This window comes from Pseudomonas guariconensis, assembly GCF_900102675.1.
Taxonomy (GTDB): domain Bacteria; phylum Pseudomonadota; class Gammaproteobacteria; order Pseudomonadales; family Pseudomonadaceae; genus Aquipseudomonas; species Aquipseudomonas guariconensis.
This window is the reverse complement of record NZ_FMYX01000004.1, coordinates 160,759-180,179: the sequence shown is the minus strand read 5'-3', so window position 1 is coordinate 180,179 and position 19,421 is coordinate 160,759. Positions and strand designations below refer to the sequence as shown.

Sequence of the window (19,421 nt, the reverse complement as noted above, 5' to 3'; positions counted from 1 at the left end):
ACGGGATACCGAGCATGCTGCACAGCCACCTGACCACCCTCAACGCAGTTTCGCTGATTCTCAAGGTCTTCCAGGAAGAAGGCTGCGATGCCGAGCGCCTGCTTTGCGGCAGCGGCATTGGCGCGGCGGATCTGGGCCATGCCGATGCCCGCATCACCACCCAGCAAGAACTGCAGGTATGCGCCAATGCCGTAGCCCTGCGCGAGGAGATCGGCCTGGAGCTGGGGCGGCGCATGCACGTGTCATGCTACGGGATGCTCGGTTACGCCCTGCTCTCCAGTGCCACTTTGGGTGACGCCCTGCGCTTGGCGCTGCGCTATCCCGCACTGCTGGGCACAGCCTTTCACTTGCGCCTGGAGGACGACGGCCAGCGGATCTGGTTCAGCGCCAGCGATTACCAAGACAGCCCTGCCCTGGCGGCCTTCAATGCCGAATTCTGCCTGGTGTCGCTGAAAGTCATCTGTGACGACCTGCTGGGGCGCCCACTGCCGCTGCTCGCGGCGCGCTTCGAGCATCCACGGCCGGGTTACCACGCGCTCTATGCCGATGCATTCCCGTGCCCCCTGGGCTTCGATGCCAACGACAATGCCTTTGCCTTCGAACGCCGCTGGCTGGACATGCCCCTGCCCCTGGCCGACCCCATCACCCACAAGGCCATGGCCGAGCGTTGCCGCCAGCTGAACCTTGAGTTCACCGGGCGCCAGGCGTGGCTGGGGCGCATCCGCCAGCTGCTGATCAAGCAACTCGATGCCGCCCCCGGACTCGAAGGTCTGGCGCGCCAGATGAACTGCTCCTCGCGCACCTTGCGCCGGCACCTGCAAGCCCTGGGCTGCAGCTATCAGCAATTGCTCGACGAGCTGCGCTTCGAGCGGGCCAAGCAGTTGCTGGCCGAGGACCAGATGCCAATCTACCGCATCGCCGAGACGCTCGGCTTCAGCGAGACCGCGAGCTTTCGCCATGCCTTCCAGCGCTGGAGCGGCGTTGCGCCGAGTCATTTTCGCGGCTGATCGGTGCCGGGCTTTTCGCGGGTAAACCCGCTCCTAAGGTATTTGTGCTGAATTCAAAATCAGCGGGAGGCCTGCGGGAGCGGATTTACCCGCGAACATTCCCCCACACCGGACACTGTCTTTGGCCACATCGATCCCCTTTTGGCCGTTTGCAACGTTCTCCCGCCACTCGCCGACTCACACAATGAAGCCACGCCAGTAAACCCGGAGAATAAAAATGCTGACGATCTATTCTGATGATCACCGCCTGCACCACGGCCGCTGCGAGCTGATCGACGGCAAGCTGATGCCCTGCTTCGAGATGCCTTCGCGCGCTGACCACGTCCTGGAGCAAGTCAAGAAGCGCAACCTGGGTCCGGTCGAAGGGCCACGTGATTTCGGCCGCGCGCCCTTGCTGCGGGTGCATGGCGCCGACTACCTGGACTTCTTCGAAGGGGCCTGGGCGCGCTGGTCACAGCTGGGCCAGGAAGGAGACCTGCTGCCCTTCACCTGGCCAGCCCGCACCCTGCGTAAGGTCAAACCGACTGGCCTGCATGGTGAGCTTGGCTACTACAGCTTCGATGCCGGCGCGCCGATCACCGCCGGTACCTGGCAAGCCGCCTACAGTGCAGCCCAGGTTGCCCTCACTGCCCAGGCCGCGATCCAGCAAGGCGCCCATTCGGCATTCGCCCTGTGCCGTCCACCAGGGCACCATGCCGCGGCCGAAGTGATGGGGGGCTACTGCTACCTCAACAACGCCGCCATCGCAGCCCAGGCCTTCCTTGACCAAGGCCACCGCAAGGTCGCCATCCTCGATGTCGACTATCACCACGGCAATGGCACCCAGGACATCTTCTACCAGCGCGGCGATGTGTTCTTCGCCTCGATCCACGGCGACCCGCAGGACGAGTTTCCGTTCTTCCTCGGCTATGCCGACGAAACCGGCGAAGGTGCAGGCGAAGGCTGCAATATCAATTACCCGCTGCCCGCCGGCAGTGACTGGGCCGCCTGGAGCGCTGCCCTGGAGGACGCCTGCCAGCGTATCGCCGCCTACGCGCCGGACGTGGTGGTGGTGTCCCTGGGCGTGGATACCTTCAAGGACGATCCGATCTCGCAGTTCAAGCTGGACAGCCCAGACTACCTGGAGATGGGCAAGCGTATCGGCCAGCTCGGCAAGCCGACCTTGTTCGTGATGGAAGGTGGCTACGCTGTGGAAGAAATCGGTATCAACGCAGTCAACGTGCTGGAAGGCTTCCAGCATGCCCAGCCAGGAGCCCGGTAATGGTCCGACTCAAGCGTCTGCTCGCCCCGTTCATCGCTGCCACCCTGTTCACCGGAGCCCTTCAGGCCCAGGCCGAACAGCGCACCCTGCGCGTGTACAACTGGTTCGACTACATCACGCCGCAGACCTTGACGGACTTCCAGAAGGACAGCGGCGTCAAGCTGATCTACGACATCTTCGACACCAACGAAGCCCTGGAAGCCAAGCTGCTCACCGGCAACTCCGGCTACGACGTGGTGGTGCCGTCCAACGTGTTCCTCGCCAAGCAAATCGAAGCCGGTGTGTTCCAGTCTCTGGACCGATCCAAGCTCCCCAACTGGCAGCACCTGGATCCGGCGCTGATGAAGCTGATCGAGGCCAACGATCCGGGCAACAAGTTCGCCGTGCCGTACATGTATGGCACCGTGCTGATCGGCTTCAACCCGGACAAGGTCAAGGCGGTGCTCGGCGACAAGGCGCCCGTGGACAGCTGGGATCTGATCTTCAAGGAAGAGAACATCGCCAAGCTCAAGCAGTGCGGCGTCGCCCTGCTCGATTCACCGTCGGAGATCCTGCCCTTGGCGCTGCAATACCTGGGGCTGCCACCGAACAGCGAGAAGCCGGCCGACTACAAGAAAGCCGAGGATCTGATGCTGAAGATCCGCCCGCACATCACCTACTTCCATTCCTCGAAGTACATGGCTGACATCGCCAACGGCGATATCTGCGTGGCGGTGGGGTATTCGGGTAGCTTCTCCCAGGCCGCCAACCGCGCGCGCGACGCCAAGAATGGCGTGGTGGTGGACATGCGCCTGCCCAAGGAAGGTGCACCGATCTGGTTCGACATGCTGGCGATTCCCAAGAATGCCGCCAATCCTGAGGATGCACACAGGTTCATCAACTACCTGTTGCGCCCTGAAGTGATCGCGCCGATCAGTGACTTCGTTGGCTACCCCAACCCCAACAAGGACGCCACCGACAAAGTCAGCCCGGCGATCCGCAACAACCCCAACCTGTACCCGACCGCCGAAGCGATGGCCAAGCTGTATACCCTCAAGCCACTGCCACGCGAGGCCGAACGGGCGCGCACCCGGGCCTGGACACGCATCAAGTCCGGGACTTGAGTTGGAATGCTTCGCGGTTGAACCCGCTCCCACAGGTACAGCGCTGCCTGTAAGTACAGCGCTGTGTCTGTGAGAACGGGTTCACCCGCGAACAGGTCGCCACGCCCTGCGCAATCGCATCACTGCATCCGCAATCTGCGCTTCAGGCACCGCCGCGAACCCCAGCACCAATCCGGCGCGCTTATCCACAGGGACATTGCCGTCCTCGAGCCAGTAACTGCTCAGCGGGTTGACTTCCACCCCCACCGCCTCTGCCAGGGCCACTAATGTTTGCTCACGGGCAAGGTTATCCACAGCCACCTTCACATGCAGCCCAGCCGCCACTTCCGGCATGGCACCCAGCCCTGGCACATCTTCCGGCCACCCGGCTTTCAGCACGTTTCTACGCGCCAGCGCTGCCTTGCGCATGCGCCGGATATGCCGTTGAAAGTGCCCCTGGGCCATGAATTGCGCCATTACGCACTGGGTGCCGACCTCCGAATGGCGCACCGCCAACGCCCGCCCCTGACTGAATGCCTCCACCAACGGTCGAGGCAGCACCAGATAGCCCAGGCGCAGGGCCGGGAAGGCGATCTTGCCGAACGTGCCTACGTACAGCACCCGTCCCTGCCGGTCCAAGGAGGCCAAGGGCGCCAGTGGCGCACCGCTGTAGCGATACTCCCCGTCGTAGTCGTCCTCGATGATCCAGCCATCCTGACGCTGTGCCCAATCCAGCAATGACAGGCGCCGGGCCAGGCTCATGGTGACGCCAGTGGGGTACTGGTGCGCCGGGGTCACATAGGCCATCCGGCAATCGGGAAGTTGCGCCAGCTGCGCGCAATCCAGCCCTTCATCATCCACTGGCACGCCCCTGACTTTCGCCCCCGCCAACGCAAAAGTGTGGCCGGCCGCCCGGTACCCTGGGTTTTCCACAGCCACTCCATCGCCTGGCTGCAACAGCAACTGTGCACAAAGGCTGATGGCCTGCTGGGCACCGCTGGTGATCACAATTTGTTCAGCGCCACACGACAACCCACGTGAGCGTCGCAGGTAGGCGGCGACGAGTTCGCGCAGTTGCGGTTCACCCGCCGGATCGCCATAGCCGAGCGATGAAGGATCGGGATTTCGCCAGAAACCCGCTTGCAGCCTGGCCCAGACCTTAAAGGGAAACAAATCGAACGCCGGCACACCGACGCGAAAAGCCCTCGGCGCACCAGCCTTGGGTGGTGGAAGATGGTTGTTTTTAAGCAGCTGCAAAGGCTCGCTGGAGCGCCCTGAACTGGATAAATCTTCAGTATCAGAAGGCAACAATGTGGATAACTCTGTTGATAACCCCTGGGATAACCCTGTGGATAGCTGTGTGGATAGTTTGGGCAGCTGACTCACATAAGTCCCATCGCCAACCCGACTTTCAATGTAACCCTCCGCATACAGCTGGTCGTAGGCCCGCACCACGCTGTTGCGCGAGAGCGATAACATCGCCGCCAGGTCGCGGGTGGCGGGCAAACGCGTGCCACTGCCCAGGCGTCCATCCAGCACCCGCGCCCGCAATGCCTGGTACAGCTGCTGGCTGAGCCCGCGCCGGCGGTCGAGCACGATACCCGTGGGGTCGAAGGGCAGCGCGAGAGGACATTCGTTCATGGCATTGGACCTATGAAAACAGGCTGCATTGGCTCTTACAGAGTACCAATAGCCTGCCTAGGATGAAGCCATTGGACAAGGAATCTCGCATGTACAACGCCAAGCCCCACCAAGAACATGACCTCGCGCGCCTGCACCAGCAAATGTGCGACACCCGCCTCGCCGTTCTGGTCAGCCACGGCGAAAACGGCTTGCTCGCGACCCATCTACCCGTGCTGCTCGATACAGCTCAAGGCGAGTACGGCACTGTCTATGCTCACCTGGCCCGGGCCAACCCTCAATGGCGGGACTTGGAGCAAGGCGGCGAAGCGTTGCTGGTTTTCCCAGGCGCAGATGCCTATGTCAGCCCGAGCTACTACCCGAGCAAGACCGAAAACCCCAGGGTCGTGCCCACCTGGAATTACCTGGCCGTGCACGCCTATGGCGCGGTGCAGGTAATTCACGACGCCCCTCGCCTGCTGGCGATCGTCAGCCGCCTGAGCGATCGGCACGAACAAGACCGCGCCAAACCCTGGAAGGTGAGCGACGCACCCAGCGATTACATCGATGGCATGCTGCGCGCCATCGTCGGCCTGCGCATGCCCATTGCCCGTCTGCAAGGCGCGCGCAAGCTCAGCCAGAACCGCTCGGCGCAAGACATCGCTGGCGTACGTGACGGTCTGGCCAGCAGTTCCGATTACCTGGACAACCAACTCGCAGCGCACATGCGCCCACTCTGAAGGAAAAGACCATGCCCAGCGTTACCCTGCGCCCAGTGCGCGCCAACGACCATGCCGCCTGGCTCGCCCTCTGGCATGCCTATCTGCGCTTCTACGAAACCGGATTGGCCGATGAGGTCAGCGCCAGCACCTGGCAGCGTTTGCTCGATGAGAACGAGCCCACCCACTCGGCGTTGGCCTGGGTCGATGGCAAAGCCGTGGGGATGGTCAATTGGATCTATCACCGCTCCAACTGGAGCATCGAGAATTCGTGCTACCTGCAAGACCTGTACGTCAACGCCGACCAGCGCGGCCTGGGCATTGGTCGCCAGCTGATCGAGCATGTCTACGCGACCGCCAAGGCAGCCGGCTGCATCAAGGTGCACTGGCTCACCCACGAGACCAACGCCACCGCCATCAGCCTGTACGAACAAGTCGCAGAGCGGCCGGGCTTCATTCAATTTCGCAAAGGCTTGTAGGCCCATGACAGACGCACTGAACTGGAAGCCCGCGGCAACGCCCAACGCCGAGCCCCTCGAAGGACGCTTCGTCCGCCTGGAAAAACTCGACCCGGCCCGCCACGGCAATGACCTTTGGGACGTGTTGCAGGGCCCTGGCTCGGACCCAGTGCTGTGGGACTACCTGCCCTATGGGCCTTTCAATGAGCGCGCCAGCTTCGACCGCTGGCTCGAAGGCAACGCCGCCAGTCGCGACCCGCTGTTCTACAGCGTCATCGACCGCGCCACCGGCCAGGCCCAGGGCATCCTGAGCTACATGTCGATCGTCCCCGAACAGGGCCGCTTCGAGATCGGCCACATCGCCTTCGGCGCCGCCATGCAGCGCACCCCTCGCGGCACCGAGGCCGTCTACTTGCTGAGCCAGCTCGGCTTTGCCTTGGGCAACCGGCGCCTGGAGTGGAAGTGCAACAACGCCAATGCCCGCTCCAAACGCACCGCCGAGCGCTTCGGCTTTGTCTTCGAAGGGGTGTTCCGCAAGCACATGGTGGTCAAGGATCACAACCGGGACACGGCCTGGTACTCGATCACCGATGATGAGTGGCCAAGCGTGGCGGCAGGCTTCGAGCGCTGGTTGAGCGAAGAGAACCAGCAGCCCGAGGGGCAAGTGAAGACCTTGGAAGCCTGCCGTAAAGGCTGAGAGTGCCGGCGGTACACCCACTCCCACGGGGATGCGTTATCCCTCTGGGAACGGGCCTGCTGGTGAAAGAGACCGACAAATTCAGCACAAAAAAAGGGGAGCATATCGCTCCCCATGAGGTAAACCGCTTGCTGTCGAAGGCTTGGATCAGCCTTCGATCTCGATCAGGATCTCGCCCGGCGTGACGCGATCACCCTTGGCCACGTGGATGGCAGTGACCTTGCCGGCAATCGGGGCCTGGACTTCGGTCTCCATCTTCATCGCTTCGGTGATCAGCACCGGTTGGCCGGCCTTGACGGTGTCACCTTCCTTGACCAACACATCGACGATGTTGCCCGGCATGGTGGTGCTCACGTGACCTGGGCCAGTGGCCTGCTTGCGCTTGCTGCCACCGCCGCTGACGAACTCGTTGAGCGGCTCGAACACCACCTCTTCCGGCATGCCATCGATGGACAGATAGAAGTGACGCTTGCCTTCGGCCTTGACGCCCACACCGGTGATATCGACGCGGTAAGTCTCGCCGTGCACGTCGATGACGAACTCGGTCGGTACACCTTCGCCGCCCGAGCCTGCCACGGCACCGGCTTCCGGAATCGGCAGCAGGGCTTCTGGAGTCAGGGTGCCGGCTTCACGCTCCTCGAGGAACTTGCGACCGATGTCCGGGAACATCGCGTAGGTCAGCACGTCTTCCTCGCAGCGAGCCAGGTTGCCGATATCGGCACGCAGCTTGGCCATCTCCGGCTTGAGCAGGTCGGCCGGGCGCACGTCGATCACTTCTTCGCTGCCGATCGCCTGGCGACGCAGTTGTTCGTTGACCACACCCGGCGCCTTGCCATAGCCGCCTTGCAGGTAAAGCTTCACCTCGTTGGTGATGGTCTTGTAGCGCTCGCCGGCCAGCACGTTGAAGAAGGCCTGGGTGCCGACGATCTGCGAGGTCGGGGTCACCAGCGGCGGGTAGCCGAGGTCTTCACGTACGCGTGGGATCTCCGCCAGCACTTCGTTCATGCGGCTCAGGGCGCCTTGCTCCTTGAGCTGGTTGGCCAGGTTGGAAATCATGCCGCCTGGCACCTGGTTGACCTGCACGCGGGTGTCCACGGCGGTGAACTCGCTCTCGAACTGGTGGTACTTCTTGCGCACGGCATAGAAGTACAGACCGATTTCCTGCAGCAGTTCCAGATCCAGGCCGGTATCGAACTCGGTGCCCTTGAGCGCGGCGACCATCGACTCTGTCCCTGGGTGGCTGGTGCCCCAGGCGAAGCTGGAGATCGCGGTATCGATGTGGTCGGCACCGTTTTCCACGGCCTTGAGTTGGCACATGGCGGCCAGGCCAGCGGTATCGTGGGAGTGGATGAACACCGGCAGCGATTGTTCAGCTTTGAGCGCCTTGACCAGCTCGCCGGTGGCGAATGGGGTCAGCAGGCCGGCCATGTCCTTGATCGCGACCGAGTCGCAGCCCATGGCTTCCATCTGCTTGGCCTGGGCGACGAAGGCGTCGATGGTGTGCACGGGGCTGGTGGTGTAGGCGATGGTGCCCTGGGCGTGCTTGCCGGCAGCCTTGACCGCTTCGATGGCCACACGCAGGTTACGCACGTCGTTCATGGCGTCGAAGATACGGAACACGTCAATGCCATTGACCGCGGCCTTGGCGACGAAGGCCTTGACCACGTCGTCGCTGTAGTGGCGGTAGCCCAGCAGGTTCTGGCCACGCAACAGCATCTGCAGGCGGGTGTTAGGCAGGGCGGCGCGCAGCTTGCGCAGACGCTCCCACGGGTCTTCCTTGAGGAAGCGCACGCAGGCGTCGAAGGTCGCGCCACCCCAGACTTCCAGAGACCAGTAGCCCACCTTGTCGAGCTTGTCGCAGATCGGCAGCATGTCTTCGGTGCGCATGCGGGTGGCCAGCAGGGACTGGTGGGCGTCGCGCAGGATTGTGTCGGTGACAAAGATTTTCTTGGACATTATTCGGTTCCTCACAGGCCTGCGTGTGCAGCAATGGCGGCGGCGATGGCCAGGGCCAGCTCTTCGGGTTTGCGCTTGATCGAGTAATTGGTCAGTTCCGGGTGGCTTTCCACGAAGCTGGTGTTGAACTGGCCGCTACGGAATTCCGGATTGCGCAGGATCTCCTGGTAATACGCGGCGGTGGTCTTCACGCCCTGCACACGCATGTCGTCCAGGGCCCGCAGGCCACGGTCCATGGCTTCTTCCCAGGTCAATGCCCAAACCACCAGTTTCAGGCACATGGAGTCATAGAACGGCGGAATGGTGTAGCCGGTGTAGATCGCGGTGTCGGTACGCACACCTGGGCCACCGGGCGCGTAATAACGGGTGATCTTGCCGAAGCTGGGCAGGAAGTTGTTCTTCGGGTCTTCGGCGTTGATGCGAAACTGCAACGCGTAGCCGCGGTGCTGGATGTCTTCCTGCTTGACCGACAGCGGCAGGCCCGAGGCGATGCGGATTTGCTCGCGCACGATGTCGATGCCGGTGATTTCTTCGGTGATGGTGTGTTCCACCTGCACGCGAGTGTTCATTTCCATGAAGTACACCTCGCCATCGGCGAGCAGGAACTCCACGGTACCGGCGTTCTCGTAGTTCACGGCCTTGGCCGCGCGGACCGCCAGGTCGCCGATGTAGGCGCGCTGTTCCGGGGTCAGCTGAGGGCTGGGGGCGATTTCGATGAGCTTCTGGTTGCGGCGCTGGATCGAGCAGTCGCGCTCGAACAGGTGCACCACGTTGCCGAAGCTGTCACCTAGGATCTGCGCCTCGATGTGCTTGGGGTTGACGATGCATTTTTCCAGGAACACTTCCGCCGAGCCGAAGGCCTTGGTGGCCTCGGAGATCACGCGGGGGAAAGCTTGCTCGAGCTCTTCGCGGCTGTTGCAGCGACGGATACCACGACCGCCACCACCCGAGGTGGCCTTGAGCATGACCGGGTAACCGATACGATCACCTTCGGCCAGGGCTTCGTGGATGTCGGCGACGTTGCCTTCGGTACCGGGCGTTACCGGCACACCGGCCTGGATCATGGTGCGGCGCGCTTCAGTCTTGTCGCCCATGCGGCGAATGACGTCGGCGGCAGGGCCGATGAACTTGATGCCACGCTCTGCGCAGATTTCCGCGAGCTCGGCGTTTTCCGACAGGAAGCCGTAACCTGGATGCAAGGCATCACAGCCGGTTTCCACGGCCAGGTTGACCAGCTTGCGCGGGTTCAGATAGCCGGCCAGGGGCTCGGCACCGATGCTGTAGGCCTCGTCGGCGCGCTTGACGTGCAAGGCATGACGGTCGGCGTCGGAATAGATCGCCACAGAGCGAATGCCCATCTCGGCGCACGCACGCACGATCCGAACTGCGATTTCACCCCGGTTGGCGATCAGGATTTTTTTTATCACTGGAGTCTTCCCAAAGCCGATGGAACACACGAGCCGGATTCCCCGGTCGGCGCGTGGCCAGAGGTTGCTGGCCAGTCGCAAACCAACCCTATCGCTGTAGGTTGATAAACAAAAATCAATATTTGTTAGGGTCGACATAAGCAAAAGCTTATAGTGCCGTAACAAGGTTTTGCGGGAGCCTGTGGAAAAATGCGTAAGTCGTTGATGCGTATGACATTGCGTCAGTTGCAAATCTTTAACGAGGTATGCGATCTGCGCTCCTACAGCCGGGCGGCGGAAGAAATGGCATTGACGCAACCCGCCGTAAGTCTACAGATCCGTCAGCTCGAGGAGCTGATTGGCCAGCCGCTGTTCGAGTACGTGGGCAAGAAGCTCTACCTGACCGAAGCGGCCGAGGCCCTGCAGCGCGCCAGCCGGGACATCTTCGGTCGCCTGGAAAACCTCGACATGCAGCTCTCGGACATGCAGGGCTCACTGCAGGGCCAACTGAAACTTGCGATCGAATCCAGCGCCAAGTACTTCGTGCCCCACTTGTTCGCCGCGTTCAAGCAACGCCATCCAGAGGTCAACCTGACCCTGACGGTGGTCAATCGGGCACAGGCGATCCGCCGGCTTTCGGACAACCGCGACGACCTGATCATCATGTCGATGGTGCCCCAGGACATGGGGCTTGAGTTCATGCCGTTCCTGAACAACCCGATCGTGGCCGTGGCACCGCCGGACCATCCGCTGTGCAAGCTGGAGAAGCTGCGCCTGCAGGATCTCGAGCCTCATACCTTGCTGATTCGCGAGCAGGGTTCGGGCACCCGCAAGGCCTGCGAGGAATACTTCAAGGACAAACGCGTGCACTTCACTCAGACGCTGGAAGTCGCCTCGGCCGATGCCCAACGCGAGTGCGTGATCGCAGGCCTCGGCATCGCGCTGCTCACCCGCCATGCGCTGAACTTGGAGTTGGCCACCGGGGTGCTGAAAGAACTGCCGGTAGAGGAGTTGCCGCTGTATCGCAGTTGGTGCGTGGTGCAGTCCAAGGCCAAGCGGCAATCACCGGTGGCCTTGGCCTTTCTTGCATTCATACGTAATGAACGGGCGAAAATCAGCGGGCTTGTGGAGCGATTTTCGGGGAAGATGCCGCCGATACCTGCCAAACCGTGATGTCTCGCAGGTCGGGGTAGTCGGTAATGTCGCGCAGCAACTGACGCTGGTCGCAGTAGCTTTCGATCGCACGGCGGAACTCCATGCGGCGCTGGTCCTTTTCCTGCTGCTTGCGAGCTTTGGCGGTGGGTTGGAACGAACCGTCATGATCACGTGCCATTGCCTGTCTCCCAGTTAGGATGCGGGGAGCTACAGGTTGGCCTTGCAGGTTTACGGTTTGGCTGTGGATTGGTGACAAAACCGTGAAATTTGCTTTGCCTGTTCTGGCCCCTGCATCGGCAGCAGGCTCAGTCGTCGGTCGCCTTGATCGACTTGGGCGACAGTCGCAGGCTACGCAAACTGCGTTTCACGCTCTTGAGGTGATTCACCAGGCTCGGTCCGCGGGCCATGGCCACGCCCATGGCCAGTACGTCGATCACTACAAGGTGAGCGATGCGCGAAGTCAGCGGGGTGTAGATCTCGGTGTCTTCGTGCACGTCGATGGCCAGGTTGACAGTGGACAATTCGGCCAACGGCGTCTGGCTCGGGCAAAGGGTGATCAGGTTGGCGCCGCTTTCACGCACCAGATTGGCGGTGATCAACAGATCCTTGGAGCGACCCGACTGGGAAATGCACACCGCTACATCGCCAGGTTTGAGGGTCACCGCCGACATGGCTTGCATGTGCGGGTCGGAGTACGCCGCAGCGCTGAGCAATAGGCGGAAGAACTTGTGCTGGGCATCGGCGGCCACCGCGCCGGAGGCACCGAAACCATAGAACTCCACGCGCTGGGCCTGGGCCATGGCGGTCACCGCCTGCTGCAGAGCCTGGGGATTGAGGTGCTCACGCACTTCCATCAGGGTGTGCAGGGTGGTATCGAAGATCTTCAGGCTATAGTCGGCGACCGAGTCATCTTCATGGATTGCGAACTGACCGAAACTGGCGCCTGCAGCCAGGCTCTGGGCCAGCTTGAGCTTGAGATCCTGGAAGCCCGAACAGCCGATCGCGCGGCAGAAACGCACGATGGTCGGCTCGCTGATGCCCACGCTGTGGGCAAGGTCGGCCATCGAACTGTGCATGACGGCAGCCGGATCTAGCAGCACATGGTCGGCCACTTTCAGTTCCGATTTGCGCAGCAAATGGCGCGATTGGGCGATATGTTGCAACAGATTCACAGGCTGGACTCGGTTATGATCGGCTGGCCGGGATGTAGCTTTCTTGTAGTTATACTACATGACCAGCGACCCGCCCAGCTAAACCAATGTGGAGAGTGGTGGTTTTGACTATTCCTTGCGACATCCTGGTCTTCGGCGGTACGGGCGATCTGGCCCTGCACAAACTACTGCCGGCGCTCTACCACCTGTACCGCGAGGCCCGCCTGCACAATGCCGTGAGGATCATCGCCCTGGCGCGGCGCAACCTGCCCCGGGATGAATACCTCAAGCTCGCTGAACGCAATTGCAGGGCGCAGATCGCCCGGCAGGATTTCGACGAAGAGGTCTGGCGACGTTTTTGCGCACGTCTGGACTACTTCGCCATGGATGCCTCGCAAAGCGCTGATTTCGTTCGCCTGGCACGCTACCTGGGCGAGCCTGGCGGCTTGGCGCGCATCTACTACCTGGCGACCGCACCCAACCTGTTCGTGCCCATCGCCAACCATCTGCGCATCGCAGGCCTTGCCGACAGCGAGGCGCGTATCGTGCTGGAAAAACCCATCGGCCACTCCCTTGAGTCAGCCACGGCCATCAACGAAGCGATCGGCGCGGTGTTCGACGAGTCCCAGGTGTTTCGCATCGATCACTACTTGGGCAAGGAGACCGTGCAGAACCTCATGGCGCTACGTTTTGCCAACGCCCTCTTAGAGCCGGTCTGGCGCAATGGCCAGGTCGACCACGTGCAGATCAGCGTCTGCGAGACATTGGGCGTGGAGAACCGCGGCGCCTACTACGACCGCGCAGGCGCAACCCGTGACATGCTGCAGAACCACCTGCTTCAGCTTCTGTGCCTGGTGGCCATGGAGCCGCCGGCACAGTTCGAAGCCGAAGCGGTGCGTGACGAGAAAGTGAAGATCCTGCGTGCCCTCAAACCGATCACCGGTCAGGATGTGCAGGACAAGACCGTGCGCGGGCAATACGGCGCCGGCCGGATCGGCGGCCAGGAAGTGCCGGCCTACTACTTCGAAAAGGACGTGGACAATGACAGCGACACCGAGACCTTCGTCGCGGTCCAGGCGCACATCGATAACTGGCGCTGGGCTGGCGTGCCCTTCTACTTGCGTACCGGCAAACGCATGGCACGACGCTCCTCGCAGATCGTCATCCAGTTCAAACCGGTGCCCCATGAGCTATTCAGTGGCGGGCAGGTCAACCAGTTGCTGATCCAGCTGCAACCCGATGAACGCATCAGCCTGCGCATGATGACCAAGAGCCCGGGCAAAGGCATGCGTCTGGAGCCGGTGGAGCTGGACCTGAACCTGGCTCAAGTGTTCGGCCAGACCCGTCGCTGGGAAGCCTACGAGCGGCTGCTGCTGGATGTGCTCGCGGGCGATTCGACCTTGTTCATGCGTCGCGATGAGGTCGAAGCCGCCTGGGCCTGGATCGATCCGATCCTGCAAGGCTGGGAAGAGCACTTCCAGGCGCCTCGCCCCTACCCTGCCGGCAGCAACGGCCCGGAGCAGGCCAACAGCCTGCTGGCCCATCAGGGCCGGCATTGGCACAGCTGAAATCGATCAGCTCATCAGGATGCTCGGGGATTTATCCAGCAAAGCCTTGAACGCCTGGGCATCCAGCGGCCTGCTGATCAGATACCCCTGCGCCTCGTCACACCCGTGATCATGCAGGAAGGCAAGCTGCTCCTGGGTTTCCACCCCTTCAGCCACGACCTTCAAGCCCAGACTCTTGGCCATGGCGATGATCGCGCGGATGATCGCCGCATCCTGGCTGCCCTCCTGCAGACCGCGAATGAACGCCTGGTCGATCTTCACGTAGTCCACCGGGAAGCGCTTGAGATAGCTCAGCGAGGAGTAGCCGGTACCGAAGTCGTCGATCGCCAACTTGACCCCCAGCTGGTGCAGTTGCTGGAACGTCGAGATGATGTGCTCGACGCTGTCCAGCAATTGGCTCTCGGTCAGTTCCAGCTCCAGCAACTGCGGCGCAAGGCCCGTTTCCGCCAGCACCTGACGCACCAGGCTGACGATCTTGCCTTGGCGTAGTTGATAGCCGGAGAGGTTCACCGAAACCCGCACGCTCATGCCCTGACGCCGCCATTCAAAAGCCTGCCAGCACGCTTCGCGCAGCACGAACTCGCCCATCGGCCCGATCAGTCCGGTTTCTTCGGCAAGGCCGATGAAGTCGCCCGGCGGCACCATGCCCCACTGCGGATGCTGCCAGCGCACCAACGCTTCGGCGGCGAGCAGGCGGCCGCTGCGCAGGCAAAGCTTGGGTTGGTAGTAGACCAGCAATTGGCCTTCGTCGATGGCTTTGCGCAAGTGGTTTTCCAGCTGCAGGCGCTCCAGGGTGCTGGCGCGCAGGCTTTCGGTATAGAACTGGAAGTTGTCGCCGCCCAGATGCTTGGCATGCTGCTTGGCCATGTCCGCCTGGCTGAGCAATGCGTTGAGGTCGAAACTGGGGTCCGACAACACGCTGATGCCGACCGAGGCACTGATCACCAGCTCATGCCCACCCAGACGTTGCGGGACGCGCAACTTGTCGAGCAGGCGGGTCGTCACTCGCACCAGGCTGGAAAGGTTGCTGTAGCCATCGAACAGCACGACGAACTCATCGCCAGACAAGCGCGCGACGGTGTCTGCTTCAGGTACCGCATTGGCGATGCGCAGGGCCATTTTCTTCAACAGCTGGTCGGCCAGTTCGTGGCCCAAGCTTTCGTTGAGCAGCTTGAAGCGGTCCAAGTCGATGTGCAGCAACGCCAGGCTGCGCCCGTTCACCCGAACCCGTTGCCCGGCCTCATGCAAACGCAGGCGGAACAGGGCGCGGTTGGCCAGCCCGGTGAGGTCGTCGTAGTGGGCCAGGTAGCGCAGGCGCTCCTCCGACTCCCGTCGGGCCGACAGGTCGGTGAAGAAGCCTACGATATTGCTGATGTTGCCCCGCGCGTCACGCACGCCATTGAGCTGCAACCACTGGGGGTACAGTTCGCCGTTGCGTCGCGCCTCGACCAGCTCGCCCTGCCAGCGCCCCTGCTGCTCCAGCGCCTGGCCGATCGCCTGGCTGTGACGCCTGGCGTCCCGGCTGCAGGGCAACTCCAGGGCATTGCGCTGCAATAGCTCTTCCCGGTCGAAGCCAGTGATTTGGCAAAAGGCCTGGTTGACGGCCAGCAGTTGGAAGCCCGCATCCAGGATCGCGATCCCTTCACTGGCCGCTTCGAACACCGTGGCCGCCAGACGCTGCTGTTCTTCCTGCTCCTTTTGCGCGGTGATGTCACGCCGTGTGCCGAGCATGCGCAGGACTCGGCCGTCGGCGGCGTGTTCCACGGCACGGCCTCGGTCTTCGATCCAGCGCCAATTCCCCTGGGTATGCCGGATGCGGTATTCGACCCGGTAGTCCTCGGTACGGCCTTTGAGGTGTTCGACCAATGTCCTGCGCAGCAACGGCAGATCGTCCGGGTGCAGGCGCGGCTTTAGGTCGGCGCGGACCGAGCGGACCTGCTCCGGGTCCAGGCCGAACAAGGCGTACAGCTGCGTGTGATGCACTTCGTCGGTGAGCAGGTTCCAATCCCACAACCCCAACTCGCTGGCCTCAAGCGCCAGGGCCAGGCGCTGCTCGCTCTTGCCCAGGGCCTGGTTGGCCAGGTCCAGCTCATGGCTGCGTTGAAGCACTCGCTGCTCGAGCCCAGCCTGGGCCTGGCGCAGTTGGTCTTCGGCATGACGACGCTGCCGCACCTCGACCAGCAACGCCTGGTTCAGTTGCTCACCACGGTGCTGGGCGCTCTGCAGGTGTTCGATCAACGCCTGGTTCTGGAAACGGCGCAACAGGCTGCGCTCGAGCAAGCGGTTAACCTGCCAGGCCACCACCATCAGCGCCCCCAGCAGGATCAGGCCGAGCCAGCCCCAGCCGCGCTGCGCACCGGCATCGAAGTAGAACAGGAACACAATGGGCGGCAACAGGCAGGGCAAGGCGAAACTGAGAAACGCCGGCAGGCTCACGGCATAGGCGACACTGGCCGACAACGCCGCCGCCCCCAACAGTCCGAACACCCAGGCCTGCTGCACGAAATCGTCCACCGGCACCAAGGCGATCGCCGCACAGGCCAAGGTCAGGCCGCTGAAGGCCGAGCCGGACAGGAACATGTGCTGCCAGGACGCCTTGGCTTGACGCGCTGGCGTGGCCGCATCGAAGGCCGCGACCTGGATCACCCGCAGGGCCACCAGCGCCAACAGCCAGGCCAGCCATACACTGACCAGCAGATAGCGCTCAGGGCTCCACAACAGCCAGGCGCACAGCAGGCCGTTGATCAGCATCAGCAGGGTGGGCAGCAATGAGCCCTGATAGAGAAGACGGGTACGCTCGATGCAGAGCTGGGTCGCAAATTGCCTGCGCACACTCCTTGCCGTCTCCGGCGATGCTCCGATCGCCGCGAAATCCTGGGTCATAGGGTCGTGTTCTTGTTGTGTTCTTGTATTGGCAGACCGCAAAAGTGCAGCGAGCATACACAAGCCATGGCCTGGGCCAAACTGCTCTACGTCATGTTTTCAAAAATACCGGCGGCCGTTTACTCAGACCGCTCAAGAACAGGCCTCTGCCCAGGCCGCCGATGAACGGCCTGGCACCGCCTGCAAGATTTCTCCGGGGGCCGTTTGCCCCTGCCCCCTGCGCGGCCCTAGAATGGCCAGATGCGCAATGATGACCTCTCCCTCCTGCTGAACTCCCTCAACGATGCCCAACGCCAGGCCGTAGCGGCCCCGCTGGGGCGTCAATTGGTGCTGGCCGGTGCTGGCTCGGGCAAGACCCGCGTGCTGGTGCACCGTATCGCCTGGCTGATCCAGGTCGAACAGGCCTCCCCTCACTCTATCCTGTCGGTGACCTTCACCAACAAGGCGGCGGCCGAAATGCGCCAGCGGATCGAGCAACTGCTGGGCATCAATCCGGCCGGCATGTGGGTGGGGACCTTCCACGGCCTGGCGCACCGCCTGCTGCGCGCTCACTGGCAGGAAGCTCGGCTGGTGCAGAATTTCCAGATTCTGGACAGCGATGATCAGCAGCGCCTGATCAAGCGGGTGATCCGCGAGCTCGGCCTCGACGAGCAGCGCTGGCCCGCCCGCCAGGCCCAATGGTTCATCAACGGCCAGAAGGACGAAGGTCTGCGTCCACAGCATATCCAGGCCGGTGGCGATCTGTTCCTGGGCACCATGCGCAGCATCTACGAGGCCTACGAACTGGCCTGCGAACGCGCTGGGGTCATCGACTTTTCCGAATTGCTGCTTCGCGCCCTGGACCTGTGGCGCGACCACCCTGGACTGCTCGAACACTACCAGCGGCGCTTCCGCCACCTGCTGGTGGACGAGTTCCAGGATACCAACGCCGTGCAGTACGCCTGGCTGCGCCTGCTTGCCGCAGGCGGCAGCAGCCTCATGGCGGTGGGGGACGACGACCAGTCGATCTACGGCTGGCGCGGCGCCAAGATCGAGAACATCCATCAGTACACCGCTGACTTCCCCGACGCCGAGCTGATTCGCCTTGAGCAGAACTACCGCTCCACCGGCGGTATCCTCAAGGCGGCCAACGCCCTGATCGCCAACAACAGCGGGCGCCTGGGCAAAGAGCTGTGGACCGACATGGGCGAAGGCGAGCCGCTGACCCTCTATGCCGCCTACAACGAGCATGACGAAGCGCGCTATGTGGTGGAGACCATCGAGAGCTTCATCAAGCAGGGCAATGCCCGCAGCGACGTGGCCATCCTGTACCGCTCCAACGCCCAGTCGCGGGTGCTCGAAGAAGCCTTGCTGCGCGAACGCATTCCCTATCGGATCTACGGTGGCCAACGCTTCTTCGAGCGCGCCGAGATCAAGAACGCCATGGCCTACCTGCGCCTGCTCGAAGGCCGCGGCAACGACGCCGCGCTGGAGCGGGTAATCAACGTGCCACCGCGCGGCATCGGCGAAAAGACCGTCGAGGCGATCCGCGAACATGCCCGGCACAGCCAGTTGTCGATGTGGGAGGCCATGTGCCAGCTGTTGGCGGCCAAGGCCCTCAAAGGCCGCGCCGCCAGTGCCTTGGGCGCGTTCATCGAATTGATCGAAAACCTCGCAGCCAAGGTCCTGGAAATGCCCTTGCACCTGATGACCCAGACTGTCATCGAGCAGTCCGGCCTGATCCTCTATCACCAGGAAGAAAAAGGCGAAAAGGGCCAGGCTCGGGTAGAAAACCTTGAGGAACTGGTCAGCGCGGCGCGCAACTTCGAGACCAGCGAGGACGACGCCGACCTATCGCCGCTCTCCGCCTTCCTCGGCCACGCCTCCCTGGAGGCCGGCGATGCCCAAGCCGACGAGCACGAGGACAGCATCCAGCTGATGACGCTGCACAGCGCTAAGGGATTAGAGTTCCCCTATGTGTTCCTGGTCGGCATGGAAGAAGGCCTGTTCCCCCACAAGATGAGCCTGGAAGAACCCGGCCGTCTGGAAGAAGAACGCCGACTGGCCTATGTGGGCATCACCCGGGCCATGCGCCAGCTGATCATGACCTACGCCGAAACCCGCCGTCTGTATGGAAGCGAGACCTATAACAAAGTGTCACGTTTCGTACGGGAAATTCCGGCAGGCCTGGTTCAAGAGGTGCGCTTGTCCAACTCGGTCAGCCGTCCCTTCGGTGGCAGCCAGAGCCAAGCGAGCAGCCTGTTCGCCAATGCCAGCATCCCACAGACCGCGTTCAACCTTGGCCAGCGCGTGCAACACGCAGTGTTTGGCGAAGGCGTGATCCTCAACTTCGAAGGCTCTGGTGCCCAGGCACGGGTGCAGGTCAACTTCGCCGAGGGCAGCAAGTGGTTGATGCTGGGGTATGCCAAGCTGGAAGCGATCTGAGGCCCGCTGGCACTGATCCCGTGCGAGTAGGGCC

15 protein-coding genes are annotated in these 19,421 nt (G+C 62.5%); 9 read left to right on the top strand and 6 right to left on the bottom strand.

Annotation, left to right across the window (positions count from 1 at the left end; all coding sequences use genetic code 11):
* Window positions 1-14 precede the first annotated feature (14 nt).
* From BLS27_RS08700 to BLS27_RS08690, 3 genes are all read left to right on the top strand, one after another.
* Window positions 15-1,007, top strand: coding sequence for an AraC family transcriptional regulator (locus BLS27_RS08700; RefSeq protein WP_090344173.1), 993 nt, complete (start codon window positions 15-17; stop codon window positions 1,005-1,007).
* 217 nt (window positions 1,008-1,224) lie between these two features.
* On the top strand, window positions 1,225-2,268 hold the full coding sequence (locus BLS27_RS08695; RefSeq protein ID WP_090344171.1) for a histone deacetylase family protein: 1,044 nt from the start codon (window positions 1,225-1,227) through the stop codon (window positions 2,266-2,268).
* Window positions 2,268-3,371 (top strand): polyamine ABC transporter substrate-binding protein, encoded by a 1,104-nt coding sequence (locus BLS27_RS08690; RefSeq protein WP_090344169.1) that lies wholly within the window; start codon window positions 2,268-2,270, stop codon window positions 3,369-3,371. Before BLS27_RS08695 ends, BLS27_RS08690 begins: the two co-directional genes overlap by 1 nt.
* Window positions 3,372-3,452: 81 nt before the next feature.
* On the opposite strand, the gene pdxR is transcribed toward BLS27_RS08690, so the two are convergent.
* The gene (gene pdxR / locus BLS27_RS08685) at window positions 3,453-4,991 is read right to left on the bottom strand and encodes a MocR-like pyridoxine biosynthesis transcription factor PdxR (RefSeq protein WP_090344167.1); all 1,539 of its coding nucleotides are present in this window, start codon (window positions 4,989-4,991) and stop codon (window positions 3,453-3,455) included.
* 89 nt (window positions 4,992-5,080) lie between these two features.
* On the opposite strand from pdxR, the gene BLS27_RS08680 reads away from it, so the two are divergent.
* The 3 genes from BLS27_RS08680 to BLS27_RS08670 are packed head-to-tail and all read left to right on the top strand — an operon-like array spanning window position 5,081 to window position 6,844.
* Window positions 5,081-5,710 carry an FMN-binding negative transcriptional regulator gene (locus tag BLS27_RS08680; protein ID WP_090344165.1) on the top strand — a complete coding sequence of 210 codons (630 nt, stop codon included), beginning with the start codon at window positions 5,081-5,083 and terminating at the stop codon, window positions 5,708-5,710.
* A gap of 11 nt (window positions 5,711-5,721) precedes the next feature.
* On the top strand, window positions 5,722-6,168 hold the full coding sequence (locus tag BLS27_RS08675) for a GNAT family N-acetyltransferase (RefSeq protein ID WP_090344162.1): 447 nt from the start codon (window positions 5,722-5,724) through the stop codon (window positions 6,166-6,168).
* Window positions 6,169-6,172: 4 nt separating this feature from the next.
* Complete coding sequence (locus BLS27_RS08670; RefSeq protein ID WP_090344160.1) at window positions 6,173-6,844, top strand: GNAT family N-acetyltransferase; 672 nt, start codon at window positions 6,173-6,175, stop codon at window positions 6,842-6,844.
* Window positions 6,845-6,991: 147 nt separating this feature from the next.
* Here BLS27_RS08670 and oadA read toward each other — a convergent pair whose 3' ends face one another.
* Together oadA and BLS27_RS08660 are read right to left on the bottom strand one after the other, a co-directional pair.
* Window positions 6,992-8,800: a sodium-extruding oxaloacetate decarboxylase subunit alpha gene (oadA, locus tag BLS27_RS08665; protein ID WP_043209967.1), complete on the bottom strand. Its 1,809-nt coding sequence runs from the start codon at window positions 8,798-8,800 to the stop codon at window positions 6,992-6,994.
* 11 nt (window positions 8,801-8,811) lie between these two features.
* Window positions 8,812-10,227 carry an acetyl-CoA carboxylase biotin carboxylase subunit gene (locus BLS27_RS08660; protein WP_070093419.1) on the bottom strand — a complete coding sequence of 472 codons (1,416 nt, stop codon included), beginning with the start codon at window positions 10,225-10,227 and terminating at the stop codon, window positions 8,812-8,814.
* A 189-nt stretch (window positions 10,228-10,416) separates the two neighbouring features.
* Here BLS27_RS08660 and BLS27_RS08655 point away from each other — a divergent pair, with 189 nt between their 5' ends.
* A complete protein-coding gene (locus BLS27_RS08655) occupies window positions 10,417-11,379 on the top strand; it encodes a LysR family transcriptional regulator (protein ID WP_043209969.1) in 963 nt (320 codons plus the stop codon).
* Here BLS27_RS08655 and BLS27_RS08650 read toward each other — a convergent pair.
* Window positions 11,321-11,539, bottom strand: coding sequence for a PA3496 family putative envelope integrity protein (locus tag BLS27_RS08650; RefSeq protein WP_080642090.1), 219 nt, complete (start codon window positions 11,537-11,539; stop codon window positions 11,321-11,323). The two genes, BLS27_RS08655 and BLS27_RS08650, sit on opposite strands and share 59 nt — an antisense overlap.
* Window positions 11,540-11,666: 127 nt before the next feature.
* Entirely contained in the window at window positions 11,667-12,533 is an 867-nt protein-coding gene (gene hexR / locus BLS27_RS08645) for a transcriptional regulator HexR (protein WP_043209971.1), read from the bottom strand.
* 104 nt (window positions 12,534-12,637) lie between these two features.
* Between hexR and zwf the strand changes: the two genes are divergently transcribed.
* On the top strand, window positions 12,638-14,080 hold the full coding sequence (gene zwf / locus BLS27_RS08640) for a glucose-6-phosphate dehydrogenase (RefSeq protein ID WP_043209973.1): 1,443 nt from the start codon (window positions 12,638-12,640) through the stop codon (window positions 14,078-14,080).
* Window positions 14,081-14,086: 6 nt separating this feature from the next.
* Here the strand turns inward: zwf and BLS27_RS08635 are convergent, their stop codons facing one another.
* Entirely contained in the window at window positions 14,087-16,963 is a 2,877-nt protein-coding gene (locus BLS27_RS08635; RefSeq protein WP_167358078.1) for a putative bifunctional diguanylate cyclase/phosphodiesterase, read from the bottom strand.
* A gap of 240 nt (window positions 16,964-17,203) precedes the next feature.
* Between BLS27_RS08635 and uvrD the strand changes: the two genes are divergently transcribed.
* Window positions 17,204-19,387 (top strand): DNA helicase II, encoded by a 2,184-nt coding sequence (gene uvrD, locus BLS27_RS08630; RefSeq protein WP_090344156.1) that lies wholly within the window; start codon window positions 17,204-17,206, stop codon window positions 19,385-19,387.
* The last annotated feature ends 34 nt before the right edge of the window (window positions 19,388-19,421 follow it).

Coding starts and splice junctions, on each gene's coding strand:
- pdxR (WP_090344167.1), bottom strand. CDS start 4,991: ATGAACGAATGTCCTCTCGCGCTGCCCTTCGACCCCACGGGTATCGTG.
- BLS27_RS08650 (WP_080642090.1), bottom strand. CDS start 11,539: ATGGCACGTGATCATGACGGTTCGTTCCAACCCACCGCCAAAGCTCGC.
- BLS27_RS08695 (WP_090344171.1), top strand. CDS start 1,225: ATGCTGACGATCTATTCTGATGATCACCGCCTGCACCACGGCCGCTGC.
- BLS27_RS08700 (WP_090344173.1), top strand. CDS start 15: ATGCTGCACAGCCACCTGACCACCCTCAACGCAGTTTCGCTGATTCTC.
- BLS27_RS08675 (WP_090344162.1), top strand. CDS start 5,722: ATGCCCAGCGTTACCCTGCGCCCAGTGCGCGCCAACGACCATGCCGCC.
- BLS27_RS08680 (WP_090344165.1), top strand. CDS start 5,081: ATGTACAACGCCAAGCCCCACCAAGAACATGACCTCGCGCGCCTGCAC.
- BLS27_RS08690 (WP_090344169.1), top strand. CDS start 2,268: ATGGTCCGACTCAAGCGTCTGCTCGCCCCGTTCATCGCTGCCACCCTG.
- BLS27_RS08670 (WP_090344160.1), top strand. CDS start 6,173: ATGACAGACGCACTGAACTGGAAGCCCGCGGCAACGCCCAACGCCGAG.
- BLS27_RS08655 (WP_043209969.1), top strand. CDS start 10,417: ATGCGTAAGTCGTTGATGCGTATGACATTGCGTCAGTTGCAAATCTTT.
- oadA (WP_043209967.1), bottom strand. CDS start 8,800: ATGTCCAAGAAAATCTTTGTCACCGACACAATCCTGCGCGACGCCCAC.
- uvrD (WP_090344156.1), top strand. CDS start 17,204: ATGCGCAATGATGACCTCTCCCTCCTGCTGAACTCCCTCAACGATGCC.
- BLS27_RS08635 (WP_167358078.1), bottom strand. CDS start 16,963: ATGACCCAGGATTTCGCGGCGATCGGAGCATCGCCGGAGACGGCAAGG.